The sequence below is a fragment of the Oceanimonas doudoroffii genome, assembly GCF_002242685.1.
Taxonomy (GTDB): Bacteria; Pseudomonadota; Gammaproteobacteria; order Enterobacterales; family Aeromonadaceae; genus Oceanimonas; species Oceanimonas doudoroffii.
This window is the reverse complement of sequence record NZ_NBIM01000007.1, coordinates 28,902-41,534: the sequence shown is the minus strand read 5'-3', so window position 1 is coordinate 41,534 and position 12,633 is coordinate 28,902. Positions and strand designations below refer to the sequence as shown.

At 61.1% G+C, this 12,633-nt stretch carries 14 protein-coding genes; 12 read left to right on the top strand and 2 right to left on the bottom strand.

Features of this window, described 5'->3' with window-relative positions:
- Positions 1-2 precede the first annotated feature (2 nt).
- The 8 genes from B6S08_RS15300 (at position 3) to dinB (ending at position 6,929) form a co-directional block, all read left to right on the top strand.
- Positions 3-1,241 carry an NADH:ubiquinone reductase (Na(+)-transporting) subunit B gene (locus tag B6S08_RS15300; protein WP_094201682.1) on the top strand — a complete coding sequence of 413 codons (1,239 nt, stop codon included), beginning with the start codon at positions 3-5 and terminating at the stop codon, positions 1,239-1,241.
- Positions 1,234-2,004: a Na(+)-translocating NADH-quinone reductase subunit C gene (locus B6S08_RS15295; protein ID WP_094201681.1), complete on the top strand. Its 771-nt coding sequence runs from the start codon at positions 1,234-1,236 to the stop codon at positions 2,002-2,004. The genes B6S08_RS15300 and B6S08_RS15295 overlap by 8 nt, the downstream gene beginning before the upstream one ends.
- Positions 1,997-2,629 (top strand): NADH:ubiquinone reductase (Na(+)-transporting) subunit D, encoded by a 633-nt coding sequence (locus B6S08_RS15290; RefSeq protein ID WP_014291675.1) that lies wholly within the window; start codon positions 1,997-1,999, stop codon positions 2,627-2,629. Before B6S08_RS15295 ends, B6S08_RS15290 begins: the two co-directional genes overlap by 8 nt.
- 3 nt (positions 2,630-2,632) lie before the next feature.
- Positions 2,633-3,229 (top strand): NADH:ubiquinone reductase (Na(+)-transporting) subunit E, encoded by a 597-nt coding sequence (nqrE, locus tag B6S08_RS15285; RefSeq protein WP_094201680.1) that lies wholly within the window; start codon positions 2,633-2,635, stop codon positions 3,227-3,229.
- Between the two features lie 26 nt (positions 3,230-3,255).
- Positions 3,256-4,479, top strand: a complete 1,224-nt coding sequence (gene nqrF, locus B6S08_RS15280) for an NADH:ubiquinone reductase (Na(+)-transporting) subunit F (RefSeq protein WP_094201679.1) — start codon at positions 3,256-3,258, stop codon at positions 4,477-4,479.
- Positions 4,480-4,485: 6 nt separating this feature from the next.
- A complete protein-coding gene (locus B6S08_RS15275; RefSeq protein ID WP_094201678.1) occupies positions 4,486-5,520 on the top strand; it encodes an FAD:protein FMN transferase in 1,035 nt (344 codons plus the stop codon).
- Between the two features lies 1 nt (position 5,521).
- On the top strand, positions 5,522-5,746 hold the full coding sequence (gene nqrM, locus B6S08_RS15270; protein ID WP_094201677.1) for a (Na+)-NQR maturation NqrM: 225 nt from the start codon (positions 5,522-5,524) through the stop codon (positions 5,744-5,746).
- A gap of 139 nt (positions 5,747-5,885) precedes the next feature.
- Positions 5,886-6,929 (top strand): DNA polymerase IV, encoded by a 1,044-nt coding sequence (dinB, locus tag B6S08_RS15265; protein WP_094201676.1) that lies wholly within the window; start codon positions 5,886-5,888, stop codon positions 6,927-6,929.
- Positions 6,930-6,939: 10 nt separating this feature from the next.
- Here dinB and B6S08_RS15260 read toward each other — a convergent pair whose 3' ends face one another.
- A complete protein-coding gene (locus B6S08_RS15260) occupies positions 6,940-7,281 on the bottom strand; it encodes a hypothetical protein (RefSeq protein ID WP_094201675.1) in 342 nt (113 codons plus the stop codon).
- Positions 7,282-7,364: 83 nt separating this feature from the next.
- Complete coding sequence (locus B6S08_RS15255; protein ID WP_094201674.1) at positions 7,365-8,828, bottom strand: aminoacyl-histidine dipeptidase; 1,464 nt, start codon at positions 8,826-8,828, stop codon at positions 7,365-7,367.
- A 339-nt stretch (positions 8,829-9,167) separates the two neighbouring features.
- Here B6S08_RS15255 and gpt point away from each other — a divergent pair, with 339 nt between their 5' ends.
- From gpt to proB, 4 genes are all read left to right on the top strand, one after another.
- A complete protein-coding gene (gene gpt / locus B6S08_RS15250; RefSeq protein ID WP_094201673.1) occupies positions 9,168-9,638 on the top strand; it encodes a xanthine phosphoribosyltransferase in 471 nt (156 codons plus the stop codon).
- 48 nt (positions 9,639-9,686) lie between these two features.
- Positions 9,687-10,934, top strand: coding sequence for an esterase FrsA (gene frsA / locus B6S08_RS15245; RefSeq protein WP_094201672.1), 1,248 nt, complete (start codon positions 9,687-9,689; stop codon positions 10,932-10,934).
- Between the two features lie 95 nt (positions 10,935-11,029).
- Positions 11,030-11,428, top strand: coding sequence for a sigma factor-binding protein Crl (gene crl, locus B6S08_RS15240; RefSeq protein ID WP_094201671.1), 399 nt, complete (start codon positions 11,030-11,032; stop codon positions 11,426-11,428).
- 100 nt (positions 11,429-11,528) lie between these two features.
- On the top strand, positions 11,529-12,632 hold the full coding sequence (gene proB, locus B6S08_RS15235; RefSeq protein WP_094201670.1) for a glutamate 5-kinase: 1,104 nt from the start codon (positions 11,529-11,531) through the stop codon (positions 12,630-12,632).
- Position 12,633: the final 1 nt, after the last annotated feature.

The window sequence follows — 12,633 nt, the reverse complement described above, 5'->3', positions numbered from 1 at the left end:
AAATGAGTTTGAAGCACACTCTGGAAAAAATGGAACACCATTTCGAACCGGGTGGTAAATACGAGAAGTTTTACGCCCTGTACGAAGCGGTGGCCACCGTGCTCTATACCCCGGGCATGGTTACTCGTCGCTCCTCCCATGTGCGCGATAGCATCGACCTGAAGCGCATCATGATCATGGTGTGGATGGCGACCTTCCCCGCCATGTTCTTCGGCATGTACAACACCGGTGGCCAGGCCATTGCGGCCCTCACCAACATGTACAGCCCGGCCGATCTGGCCGGTGTGATCGATGGTAACTGGCGTTACGGTCTGGCCGAGAGCCTGGGGGCAACCCTGGGTGACGGGGCCGGCTGGGGCAGCAAGCTGCTGCTGGGTGCCACCTACTTCCTGCCCATCTACCTGACCGTGTTCCTCGTCGGTGGTTTCTGGGAAGTACTGTTCGCCTCCGTGCGCAAGCACGAAGTGAACGAAGGCTTCTTCGTGACGTCCGTACTGTTCGCCTTGATCGTGCCCGCCACCCTGCCGCTGTGGCAGGCGGCCCTGGGCATTACCTTCGGTGTGGTCATGGCCAAGGAAATCTTTGGCGGTACCGGCAAGAACTTCCTCAACCCGGCGCTGGCGGGTCGTGCGTTCCTGTTCTTTGCCTACCCGGCCGAGATCTCCGGTGACACCGTGTGGACCGCCGTTGACGGCTTCTCCGGCGCCACCGCCCTGGGCCAGTGGGCCGCCGGCGGCCAGGCTGCCCTGATGGATGCCAACACCGGCGCCGTCATCAGCTGGATGGATGCCTTTATCGGTAACATTCAGGGTTCCATCGGTGAAGTGTCTACCCTGGCCATCCTGCTCGGCGGCCTGTTCATCGTCTACCTGGGTATTGCCTCCTGGCGTATCGTGGGCGGCGTCATGGTCGGCATGGTGGCTACCGCGACCCTGTTCAACCTGATCGGTTCCGACACCAACGCCATGTTCTCCATGCCCTGGCACTGGCACCTGGTGCTGGGTGGTTTCGCCTTCGGCATGATGTTCATGGCCACCGACCCGGTATCCGCGTCCTTTACCAACAAGGGCAAGTGGTGGTACGGCGCCCTGATCGGCGTCATGGTGGTGCTGATCCGCGTGGTCAACCCGGCCTTCCCCGAGGGCATGATGCTGGCCATTCTGTTCGCCAACCTGTTCGCTCCCCTGTTCGACCACTTTGTGGTTCAGGCAAACATCAAACGGAGGCTGGCCCGTGGCTAAGAAAGAAACTATCGGCAGAACCTTTGCCGTTGTCGGCAGCCTCTGCCTGGTCTGCTCCATCATCGTATCCGGCGCCGCCGTGATGCTGAAGCCGACCCAACAGCGCAACCAGGCGCTGGACGTTCAGACCAACATCGTCGACGTGGCTGGCCTGGGCCGTGACAATGTGGCGGAAACCTATGACCGCTTCATTGACGCCCGCCTGCTGGATCTGACCACAGGTGAGCTGACCGACCAGTCTGCCGCCGGTTACAACCAGCGCAATGCCGCCAAGGATCCGGCCACCAGCATCGCGCTGAGTGGAGAAGAGGATCCGGCCGGCATTCGCCGTCGCGCCAACCTGGCCCCGGTATACCTGGCCAAGGATGAAAACGGCGAGCTGGACAGCATCATTCTGCCGGTACACGGTCAGGGCCTGTGGTCCACCATGTACGCCTTTGTGGCGGTAGCCCCCGATGGCAACACCATCAAGGGCATCACCTACTACGAGCAGGGTGAAACTCCCGGACTCGGCGGTGAGGTGGAAAACCCCAGCTGGCGTGCCCAGTTCGTCGGCAAGAAACTGTACGACGAAAACGGCGAGCCGGCGCTGAAAGTGGTCAAGGGCGGTGCCCCCGCCGGTGCCCCTTCCAGCGTTGACGGTCTGTCCGGTGCTACCCTGACCTCCGACGGTGTGCAAAAAACCTTTGAATTCTGGCTGGGTGAGAAAGGCTTTGGTCCTTTCCTGGCCAAGGTTCGTGAAGGAGAACTGAACAATGGCTGATAAAGCTGAAATGAAAAAGGTTCTGTTCGGTCCCATCATCGGCAACAACCCCATCGCCCTTCAGGTGCTGGGTATCTGTTCTGCCCTGGCGGTGACTTCGCAGATGCAGACGGCATTCGTAATGTCGCTGGCGGTAATTGCGGTAACGGCGTTCTCCAACCTGTTTATCTCGCTTATTCGCAACCAGATCCCCAACTCGGTACGGATTATTGCCCAGATGGCGATCATCGCCTCCCTGGTAATCGTGGTGGACCAGATCCTGAAAGCCTACGCCTATGACATCTCCAAGCAGCTGTCGGTGTTCGTTGGCCTGATCATCACCAACTGTATCGTCATGGGTCGCGCCGAAGCCTACGCCATGAAGAGCCCGCCCATGATGTCCTTCCTGGACGGCATCGGTAACGGCCTGGGCTACGGCCTGATCCTGCTGGTGGTGGCCACCATTCGTGAGCTGTTCGGCTCCGGCACCTGGTTTGGCATTGAAATCCTGCCGCTGATCAAGAACGGTGGCTGGTATCAGGCCAACGGCCTGCTGCTGCTGCCGCCGAGTGCCTTCTTTATCATCGGGGGCTTTATCTGGGTACTGCGTACCTTCCGTCCCGAGCAGGTGGAGGCCAAGGAGTAAAAGATGGAACATTATCTGAGTCTGTTTGTTCGTGCGGTGTTCATCGAGAACCTGGCACTGGCCTTCTTCCTGGGCATGTGTACCTTCCTGGCGGTGTCCAAGAAGGTAAAGACCTCCTTTGGTCTGGGTGTGGCCGTTATCGTGGTACTGACCATTGCGGTACCGGTGAACAACCTCATCTATAACTTCATCCTGAAAGACGGCGCCATGGTCGAAGGCGTGGATCTGAGCTTCCTGAACTTCATTACCTTTATCGGGGTAATTGCGGCGCTGGTGCAGATCCTGGAAATGACCCTGGACAAGTTCTTCCCGGCGCTTTACAACGCCCTGGGTATCTTCCTGCCGCTGATCACCGTGAACTGCGCCATCTTTGGTGGTGTGTCCTTCATGGTGCAGCGGGACTACAACTTCGGCGAGTCCATCGTCTACGGTTTTGGTTCCGGTGTAGGCTGGATGCTGGCTATCGTGCTGCTGGCCGGTTTGCGTGAGAAGATGAAGTATGCGGATGTGCCCAATGGCCTGCGTGGCCTGGGTATCACCTTTATTTCCGCCGGCCTGATGGCCCTCGGCTTCATGTCTTTCTCTGGCATTTCTCTGTAAACCCAGTGACGGAAAAGGAATAAACGATGGAAATCATTCTAGGCGTGGTCATGTTCACCGTGATCGTGCTGGCCCTGGTAAGCGTCATTCTGTTTGCCAAGTCCAAGCTCGTCGCGGAAGGGGATGTGACTATCAGCATCAACGACGATCCCGAAAAGGCGATTACCTCAGGTGCCGGTGTCAAACTGCTGGGTGCCCTGGCCGCTAACGGTATCTTCGTATCTTCTGCCTGTGGTGGCGGTGGCTCCTGTGGCCAGTGTCGTGTGCGGGTACTGGACGGTGGCGGCGAGATCCTGCCCACCGAACTGGATCACATCTCCAAGCGCGAAGCCCGCGAAGGCGAGCGCCTGTCCTGTCAGGTGAACGTCAAGCAGGACATGAAGATCGAACTGCCGGAAGAAGTGTTCGGTATCAAGAAGTGGGATTGTGAAGTTATCTCCAACGATAACAAGGCCACCTTCATCAAGGAACTCAAGCTGAAGATCCCCAACGGCGAAAGCGTGCCTTTCCGTGCCGGTGGTTACATTCAGATTGAGGCGCCGCCTCACCACGTCAAGTACAAAGACTTCGATGTGCCCGAGGAATACCGCGAAGACTGGGACAAGTTCAAGATCTTCGATCTGGAGTCCAAGGTAGACGAAGAAGTGATTCGTGCCTACTCCATGGCCAACTACCCGGAAGAAGAAGGCATCATCATGCTGAACGTGCGGATCGCGACTCCGCCGCCCAGCAACTGGACCGCTCCTCCCGGCAAGATGTCTTCCTACATCTGGTCTCTGAAGGCCGGCGACAAGGCCACCATTTCCGGTCCCTTTGGTGAGTTCTTCGCCAAGGAAACCGACGCCGAAATGGTATTTGTTGGCGGTGGTGCCGGTATGGCACCGATGCGTTCGCACATCTTCGACCAGCTCAAGCGCCTGAACTCCAAGCGCAAGATCAGCTTCTGGTACGGTGCCCGCTCCAAGCGCGAGATGTTCTATGTGGAAGACTTTGACGGCCTGCAGGAGCAGTTCGACAACTTCCAGTGGCATGTAGCACTAAGCGATCCCCAGCCCGATGACAACTGGGACGGCTACACCGGCTTCATTCACAACGTACTGTTCGAAAACTACCTGCGCGATCACGAAGCGCCGGAAGACTGCGAATACTACATGTGTGGACCGCCCGTGATGAACGCCGCCGTTATCAACATGCTCAAGAACCTGGGCGTTGAGGACGAGAACATCCTGCTGGATGACTTTGGTGGTTAATCACTGATGCTGACTCGCGTAATCAACTGGCTGGCCCCATTGGGGCTGGCCTTTTTATTGGCGGCCTGCCAGCCGGCGAACGACGCCGCCCCGCAGTTGCACCTGACCGGCAACACCATGGGCACCTACTACTCGATCAAGGTAGTGGGCGCCGAGGATGACCGGGCAACGGCGCTGCAGGCGGAGATCGACCGCCGGCTGGAGCTGGTCAACGATCAGATGTCGACCTACCGAAAAGCTTCCGAGCTGAGCCGGTTTAATCAACATCGAAGCGACACGCCCTTTGCGGTGTCGAGTGATACCGCAAAGGTGGTGACCGCGGCGCTGCAACTGGGTCGGCTGACCGACGACGCCCTGGACGTGACCGTGGGTCCGCTGGTTAACCTGTGGGGCTTTGGTCCCGATGCCAGGCCCACGCAAATTCCCAGTGATGTGCAACTGGCCGAGGTCAGGGCACGAACCGGCCTCGACCACCTGAGTGTGCTGACCGCCGCCGACGGCGACTACCTGCAAAAGTCATTGCCTGAGCTGTATGTGGATTTATCGTCCATCGCCAAGGGCTTTGGCGTGGATGTGGTGTCGGAATACCTCTCCGAGCAGGGGCTGAACCACCATTTGGTGGAAATCGGCGGTGAGGTGAGAACCAGCGGCCTGAACGCCCATGGTCAGGACTGGCGCATTGCGGTGGAAAAACCCGGCCAGGGTGAGGGCATGGTGCAGCAGGTAGTGGCCCTGGCCAACACCAGCGTGGCCACCTCGGGGGATTATCGCAACTACTATGAGCTGGACGGCAAGCGCTTGTCTCACACCATGGATCCGACCACAGGCAAGCCGATCACCCACCGGCTGGCGTCGGTGACAGTGATCCATCCATCCTGTATGATGGCGGACGGTCTGGCCACGGCGCTGACGGTGATGGGAACAGACAGGGCGCTGTCCTTTGCCGAGGAGCAGGGACTGGCGGTTTATCTGCTTACCAAAACGGACGACGGTTTCAGGGTGGATATGTCCAGCGCCTTTAAGAAGTATCTAAGAGGTTGATATGCTGTATTTTCTGGTTACCTTCGGAGTCTTTGCCCTGGTGATTGCCGCCATGGCCATCGGCTATATCATTCAGCGCAAGACCATCTCCGGCTCCTGTGGCGGCCTGGGCGGTATCGGCGTGGAGAAGGCCTGCGATTGCCCGGATCCGTGTGATAACCGCAAGAAGAAAATGGCCAAGGAAGAAGCCCGCCGCAAAATGCTGGAAGAAAACCGCATTATCTGATCTTTACGGCGCTGGCGGCCAGAATGTCGCCGGCGCCGACTTTCCCCCTGATTTTCCCCTTCAGTACGCCCAATTGGCGCTTTTCGCCGCACCGAGCTCAGGTTAGTATTTAACTACTGTCTGTTTATCCAGTTCGTCAATGCGTAAAATCATTCATGTGGACATGGACTGTTTCTTTGCCGCGGTGGAGATGCGTGCGCATCCCGAATGGCGGGACATTCCCCTGGCCATCGGTGGCAGTGCCAGCCGGCGCGGGGTGATTGCCACCTGCAACTATCCGGCCCGGGCCTATGGCGTGCGCTCGGCCATGCCCAGCCATCAGGCACTGCGGTTGTGCCCCGATCTGTTGCTGATCTCCGGCAACATGGCCGAATACAAGCAGGTTTCGCAGCAGATCCGCGCCATCTTTTGGCGCTACACCGAGCTGGTGGAGCCCCTTTCCCTCGATGAAGCCTATCTGGATGTCACCGGCAGCCCACAGTTTAACGGCAGCGCCACCCTGATAGCGGAAGACATTCGCCGGGCCATTCGTGACGAATTGCAGCTCACCGCCTCGGCGGGGGTGGCGCCGAACAAGTTTCTGGCCAAAATCGCCTCTGAAGAAAACAAGCCCGATGGTCTGTTTGTACTGCCGCCGGCGGCGGTGGCGAATTACGTCAGCAGTCTGGCCCTCGGCAAGATTCCCGGTGTGGGCCGAAAAACGGCGGAAAAGCTCGCGGCCATGGGGCTGGAGACCTGCGCTCAGGCGGTGGCCGCGGGCGAAGAGACCCTGACGCGCCGTTTTGGCAAGTTTGGCCGGCTGCTGTGGCAGCGGGCACAGGGAATCGACGAACGGCCGGTGCAGGTGGACCGAATACGCAAGTCGGTGGGGGTGGAAACCACCCTGGCCGCCGACATTTATGCCGCCGAGGAAGGCCGGGAAGTATTGACCCGGCTCTGGCCCGAGCTGCGGCGCCGGCTGGGTGAGCGGGCCATTTGCGGCCTGTGCATCAAGCTCAAGTTCGAGGATTTCGAACAGACCACGCTGTCCCGGCGCACCACGGTGCCCGAGCTGGACTCGGCGCTGAAGTTGTGCGAGCAGGCCTGGGGGCGGGCCGAGGGCCGCGGCGTGCGGCTGGTGGGAGTCAGTGTCGAGCTGGCCGGGGAAGATAGCGGCGCTCAGTTGGGCTTTGACTGGGATTAAAAGTCCCGAGTTACTTCAGATGATCCTCTTCCACAAACCAGCCCTGATTGTTTTGGGGCGTGGTGGTTGCGGGCGGGGACGGCGGCGCCACCACGGTGGCCGGACCGGATACCGTGGTGCTGGCCGTGGAGCCGTGACCGGGCTCCAGCGCCGGCAGATCGCGGCCGTCGTTGGGGTGGGCACTGGCCTGTTGAGCCGGTGCAGCACTGTGATCCTGCTGAATGCCGGGGGCCAGCTTGCGGGTTTCGTCGAGCAGCTCGCGACCGAAGTCGAGCGCCCGGCTGAGAATGTTGTCGGCCAGGACCGGGGTGGTGACCAGTGCCAGCATCAGTAACAGGGCCTTGGATTTCATGTCGCCTCCGAAAGCAATCAATCGTGTCGAATAATACGCCAAAACCGAGGCCGTGAACACGGCCCCGACAGCCCGGGTTGACGTCAGTTGTCGCGGTCGGGAATCTGTGCCAGTACTTGCACCAGCAATTGCCAGAAGCGGGACACGGCGTCAATGCTGACCCGCTCGTCGGGCGAGTGGGCGCCCTGAATGGTGGGGCCGAAAGACACCATGTCCCAGTGAGGGTAGGCGCTCTTGAACAGGCCGCATTCCAGTCCGGCATGGATCACCTTGACCGCCGGCAGGGCACCGAACACCTTCTCGTGGGTGTCGAGCACCAGCTTCATGATGGGAGAGTCGGGATTGGGCTGCCAGCCCGGGTAGGCACCGTCGAAACGCACTTCGGCCCCGGCCAGTTCAAAGACCGCCGCCGTCATGGTCGCCACCCTGTCCCGGCCGGCATTGTCGAGGGAGCGGATCAGGCACTGTACATGCACATGATCCTCGCGAGTGGCAATCACCCCCAGGTTGGTGGAGGCCTGGGGCACCTCCGCCATGGTACGGCTCATGGCCATCACTCCATGGGGGCAGGCCAGCAGGGCCCGCACCAGCTTTTGCTGCATGGCTTCGGTCATCACTCTGGCGGGGGGCTCGGCATCATTCAGCTCAAGACGAATAAAATCATCCACCCCGGCAAACTCGGCGGCATATTGCTGCTGGTAGCGGGCCAGCAGGGCCTGCAGCGCTGCCTGCTCGGCCTCGGGCACCAGCAGCAGGGCCGTGGCTTCCCGGGCGATGGCGTTGCGCAGGGTGCCGCCCTCAAGGGTCGACAGCCGGGCGCGGCACTCCTGAGTAAAGGCGTGCAGCAGTTCCGCCAACAGTTTGGTGGCACTGGCACGGCCCTGGTGAATATTGATGCCGGAATGACCGCCGCGCAGCCCGGTGATGGACAGGCGAACGGCGCGATAGCCGGCGGGCACCGGTTCGGCCTGATAGGGCAGGGTGATGTTGGCGTCCACGCCCCCGGCACAGCCCATATAGACATCGCCGTCCTGCTCGGAGTCGGTGTTGAGCAGAATTTCCCCTTCGAGCCAGCCGGGTTGCAGGCCAAAGGCGCCGGTCATGCCGCTTTCCTCGTCGACCGTGAGCAGTACTTCCAGCGGGCCATGGGCCAGGTGAGGGTCGGCCAGCACCGCCAGGCAGGCGGCCATGCCAATGCCGTTATCGGCCCCCAGGGTGGTGCCGGTGGCATACACCCAGTCGCCGTCGATGCGCGGGCGAATGGGATCCCGAGTAAAGTCGTGGTCGGTATCGGCATTGGCCTGGGGCACCATGTCGAGGTGGGCCTGCAGCACCACGCCCTTGCGGTTCTCCATGCCGGGGCTGGCGGGTTTTTTGATGATCAGGTTGCCGGTGTCGTCCCGACGCACCGCCAGGCCCTGAGCCTGAGCCCAGTCGATGATCCAGCGGCCAAGTGCGGCTTCGTGGCCGGACGGGTGGGGAATGCTGCAGATGGTGTCGAAAAAGCCCCACAGTGAGGAAGGGGACAGGGAACGAATGGCAGTCATGTCGTCTCCGGTAACGGTGTCGGTCGGTATGATGGCGCCAGCTTACCCTGTCCCGACGATGGGAATCCATCTTCTTCCGTTCGGCTGAGCTACCCGGGTCGAGGCCGGAAGCAGGGGGTTACTCTGTCCACTTTCGTATTAAGGAGGTGGCGCTTTGCGCTACGCTTTTAGCGGCAGGGTTGCCAAGGAAAAAGTGATTACAACGGCCATGAAAAAGCTGTTTAGCTGGTCAAGAATGGGCGTGATCTCTATAATGCGCCCATTGTTTGCCCTAGGTTCCGTTATGGCGGGGCTGGGGTGGCCGTTCTGTTTTAAAGCCAACACCCAAAGGTTCTTTCTATGTCCAACAAATTCGTCGTCACCTGGGACTTATTTCAGCGCGAAGCCCGCAAACTGGCCGCCCGTCAGCTGCCAGCCAGCCAGTGGAAAGGCATTATTGCCGTCAGCCGCGGCGGCCTGGTCCCGGCTGCCATCCTGGCTCGCGAGCTGGGTATTCGCCACGTGGATACCCTGTGCATCTCCAGCTACGATCACAATCAGCAGCGGGACGATCTGCAGGTGCTGAAGCAGGTGAATGGTGATGGCGAAGGCTTTCTGATCGTCGACGATCTGGTGGACACCGGCAACACCGCCCGCGTGATCCGCGAACTCTACCCCAAGGCCAAGTTCATCACCGTCTTTGCCAAACCCAAGGGTGAGCCGCTGGTAGACGACTTTGAAGTACATGTGGGCCAGGACACCTGGATTGAACAGCCCTGGGACATGAGCGTGACCTTTGTGCCGCCCCTGTGCGAGCAGGACCCGGCGTGATAAAAAGGCTCTTCGGAGCCTTTTTTACTTTTTGATGCCGGAGACGCCATGACCGAACGACAGGGCAATCTCAGCGAGCAGCTTTTTTCCAGCGTACAGCACGCCCCCGAAACGTCCACCATCGCCTTTCGCGGCCGGCGCGATGCCGGCCTGCAGGAGCCGGCCCCCTTTGTCGACGGGGCCGATCTGCCCGGCTTCTATCGCCTGCAAAAACGCGCCTTCTGGCACTGGCTTGGGCATGACAGCATCGAGATTGAAGCCACCCTGGCGCGCATGGCGGCGGCCGAGGGCCCACGGTCGGTGGCGGGCTGGCTCGACACCCTGGCCGAGTACAAGCCCGGCAACTGGGTATACGAATGGAGCCGGCTGGGCGCCGAGGCCCATCAGGCTGCGCAAGCCGCCAGTGACCAGACCGAGGCCAGGGCGCAGTTTCTGGCGGCGGCGCGTTATTTTTCCCTGGCCAGTTACCCCCACCTGAGGGGGGACCGGTTGGCGCTGCAGGCCCAGCTGCTGGCCAACCAGGCCTATCGGGAAGCGGGGCGGCGGTTGCCGGTGCCGCTCAAGGAGCTGCGTATTCCCTTTAACGGCAAGGAGGTGCAGGGCTATCTGCACCTGCCCGCCAGCGACCGGCCGTTGCCGCTGGTGATCGTCAGCGGCAGCCTCGACAGCCTGCAACTCGACTTCTGGCGTTTTTACGAGCGCTACCTGGCGCCCGCGGGCATGGCCATGCTCACCGTCGACATGCCCGGCGTGGGCTATTCCTCCCACTGGCCGCTGGTGCAGGACAGCAGCCGCCTGCACCAGGCGGTGCTGCATCATGTGCCAAACATTCCCTGGGTGGACGAGCGCCGGGTGGCCATGCTGGGAGTGCGCATGGGCGGTAATGTGGCGGCCAGGCTGGCCTGCCTGGAGCCGTTCCGGCTGCGGGCCGTGGTGTGCATCGCCGGCGCCGGCAACTTGTTCTTTACCGAACGCGAGCGCTTTATGCGCACCCCGGCCATGCTGCGGGACACCATCGCCAATCGCCTGGGCATGCACAGCAACGACTGGGAGCAAATATACCGGCACTGTCGAGGACTGTCCCTCAAGACCCAGGGGCTGATGGGCCGCAACACCCCGGTGCCGCTGCTGAGCATTGGTCACCGTCATGACTTTATCTGCCCCGAGCCGGAGATTCAGGCCCTGGCCGGCACCAGCTATGGCGGACGAGCGTTGGTGCTCGACAAGCTGCCGTTATTGCAGGTTTATGAAACGGCGCTGATAGAGTCCCGAGACTGGCTGCTTCGCCACCTTTGACCCAAAGCCGGTTGTTTTTTGCGCAGCGGGGGCGGCCATCCTTTACCCCCGGCTGAAAAAGCGTTACATATAGGCCAGTTACCAGGGAGGTGGTTATGAGTACTGAAGCAGTGAGTCATCAGAAGCTGTTGCGTCTGTTTGCGGCCATCGGCCCCTATCTGCGCAGCGAGCAGTCCGAAGAGCAAGCCTACTTTTTTGATTGCCTGGCGGTGTGCGCCAGCGCCAAGGTAGAGCCGGAGAAGCGGGAGTTCTGGGGCTGGTGGCTGGTGCTGGCACCCCAGGACGAGCAGCGTTTCGAGTTTCACTACCGGCTGGGCTATTACGATGCCGAGGGCAACTGGCAGGAGCGGGACATTCCCCGCAAGCATGAAGAGGAAGTGGCGCGCACCCTGCGTGATTTCTACGACAAGCTGGCCGCCTGCCTTGATGAGCTTTCCCTCAGTGCCACATCATCTCCCGAACTGGGCGACAAGCATTTGCTGAGCCCCGCCTGATGATCTGCGGCCAGGCTGGCCGCAGGAAATTTCTGTCCATACTGATATTGCCGGCGCCATGCCGGCATTGCTGTGTTGTAAAGGAGCCGCAGGGCGTTCCATGAAAGGCAAAACCATTGTTGTAAAACTGGGTACCAGTGTGCTCACCGGCGGCACCCGCCATCTCGACAAGGCACACATGGTGGAGCTGGTACGCCAGTGCGCCAGCCTGCACCGGGCCGGACACCGCATTATTGTGGTGACCTCGGCGGCCATTGCCGCCGGGCGTGAACACCTGGGCTTTCCCGAGCTGGCCGGCACCATGGCCAACAAGCAGATGCTGGCGGCGGTGGGCCAGACCCAGCTGATCCAGACCTGGCAGTCGCTGTTCAATATCTACGGCCTGCATGTGGGCCAGCTGTTGCTGACCCGGGCCGATCTGGAAGACAGAGAGCGTTACCTCAACGCCCGCGACAGCCTGCGCGCCCTGCTGGATCACCGCATTATTCCGGTGATCAATGAAAACGACGCCGTTGCCACCAACGAGATCAAGGTGGGCGACAACGACAACCTGTCGGCCCGGGCCGCCATTCTGGCCGAGGCCGATCTGCTGATCCTGCTGACCGATCAGCGCGGCCTGTTTACCGCCGATCCGCGCAACAATCCCGATGCTCAGTTGATCGAGGAAGTGCAGACCATAGACGACACCCTGCGCAAACTGGCCGGCGGCAGCGTCAGCGGCCTGGGTACCGGCGGCATGGCCACCAAGCTGCAGGCCGCCGACGTGGCCCGCCGGGCCGGAGTGGACGTGGTGATCGCCACCGGCCAGATTCCGGAAGTGGTGGGCCGGCTGGCCGCCGGCGAACGGGTCGGCACCCGTTTTCCGGCCCTGGCCACGCCGCTGGAAAGCCGCAAGCGCTGGATCCTGGCCGGGCCGCCTCCCCACGGCGAAATTCATGTGGACGACGGCGCGGTAAGGGCGGTGATGGACAAGGGTTCCAGCCTGCTGCCCAAGGGCATAGTGCGGGTGGAAGGACGCTTTCGCCGGGGCGAGGCGGTGCGCATCGTTAACCCGGACGGCCGAGAGCTGGCCCGGGGCATTTGCCGCTACGACGCTCAGGATCTGGAGCGCATTAAAGGACAACATTCAGATCAGATCGAAACCCTGCTGGGCTATGGCTACGGCAGCGTTGCCATTCACCGGGACGATCTGGTGCTTCTGTAGG

Bases quoted from the DNA above. Each gene is read 5' to 3' on its own strand.
- B6S08_RS15300 (WP_094201682.1), top strand. From the start codon at position 3: ATGAGTTTGAAGCACACTCTGGAAAAAATGGAACACCATTTCGAACCG.
- B6S08_RS15290 (WP_014291675.1), top strand. From the start codon at position 1,997: ATGGCTGATAAAGCTGAAATGAAAAAGGTTCTGTTCGGTCCCATCATC.
- nqrE (WP_094201680.1), top strand. From the start codon at position 2,633: ATGGAACATTATCTGAGTCTGTTTGTTCGTGCGGTGTTCATCGAGAAC.
- nqrF (WP_094201679.1), top strand. From the start codon at position 3,256: ATGGAAATCATTCTAGGCGTGGTCATGTTCACCGTGATCGTGCTGGCC.
- B6S08_RS15275 (WP_094201678.1), top strand. From the start codon at position 4,486: ATGCTGACTCGCGTAATCAACTGGCTGGCCCCATTGGGGCTGGCCTTT.
- nqrM (WP_094201677.1), top strand. From the start codon at position 5,522: ATGCTGTATTTTCTGGTTACCTTCGGAGTCTTTGCCCTGGTGATTGCC.
- dinB (WP_094201676.1), top strand. From the start codon at position 5,886: ATGCGTAAAATCATTCATGTGGACATGGACTGTTTCTTTGCCGCGGTG.
- B6S08_RS15260 (WP_094201675.1), bottom strand. From the start codon at position 7,281: ATGAAATCCAAGGCCCTGTTACTGATGCTGGCACTGGTCACCACCCCG.
- B6S08_RS15255 (WP_094201674.1), bottom strand. From the start codon at position 8,828: ATGACTGCCATTCGTTCCCTGTCCCCTTCCTCACTGTGGGGCTTTTTC.
- gpt (WP_094201673.1), top strand. From the start codon at position 9,168: ATGTCCAACAAATTCGTCGTCACCTGGGACTTATTTCAGCGCGAAGCC.
- frsA (WP_094201672.1), top strand. From the start codon at position 9,687: ATGACCGAACGACAGGGCAATCTCAGCGAGCAGCTTTTTTCCAGCGTA.
- crl (WP_094201671.1), top strand. From the start codon at position 11,030: ATGAGTACTGAAGCAGTGAGTCATCAGAAGCTGTTGCGTCTGTTTGCG.
- proB (WP_094201670.1), top strand. From the start codon at position 11,529: ATGAAAGGCAAAACCATTGTTGTAAAACTGGGTACCAGTGTGCTCACC.